Raw genomic sequence first — 333 nt, 5'->3', positions numbered from 1 at the left:
CCCGCTTCCAACATGAAGAAGGCTATCTGCCAGATTCTGGTTGACGAGGGCTACATCAAGGGCATGCAGGTGAAGAACGACACCGTTCAGGGCACCATCGTTGTCACCCTGAAGTACCAGGCTAAAGGCGAGCCCGTTATCTCTGGCCTGCGCCGCGTGTCCAAGCCCGGCCTGCGCATCTACACCAACTGCGAGGATATGCCGAAGGTCATGAAGGGCCTGGGCACCGCAATCATTTCCACCTCTCAGGGCATCATGACCGATAAGGCTGCTCGTGCTGCGCACGTTGGCGGCGAGGTCCTGGCCTTTGTGTGGTAAGAAAGGGGTAAAAGA

1 protein-coding gene is annotated in these 333 nt (G+C 57.7%); it reads left to right on the top strand.

Going from position 1 to position 333, the window contains the following annotated elements; all coding sequences use genetic code 11:
* Positions 1-318: 30S ribosomal protein S8 (gene rpsH, locus P0G09_RS16425; RefSeq protein ID WP_275253197.1), on the top strand; the 318-nt coding region annotated here is incomplete at its 5' end.
* Positions 319-333 lie beyond the last annotated feature (15 nt).

It is taken from the genome of Faecalibacterium sp. DFI.5.82, assembly GCF_029076575.1.
In the GTDB taxonomy this organism is placed as follows: domain Bacteria; phylum Bacillota; class Clostridia; order Oscillospirales; family Ruminococcaceae; genus Faecalibacterium; species Faecalibacterium duncaniae.
The sequence above is the reverse complement of the archived record's forward strand: the minus strand, read 5'-3'. Positions and strand labels throughout refer to the sequence as shown.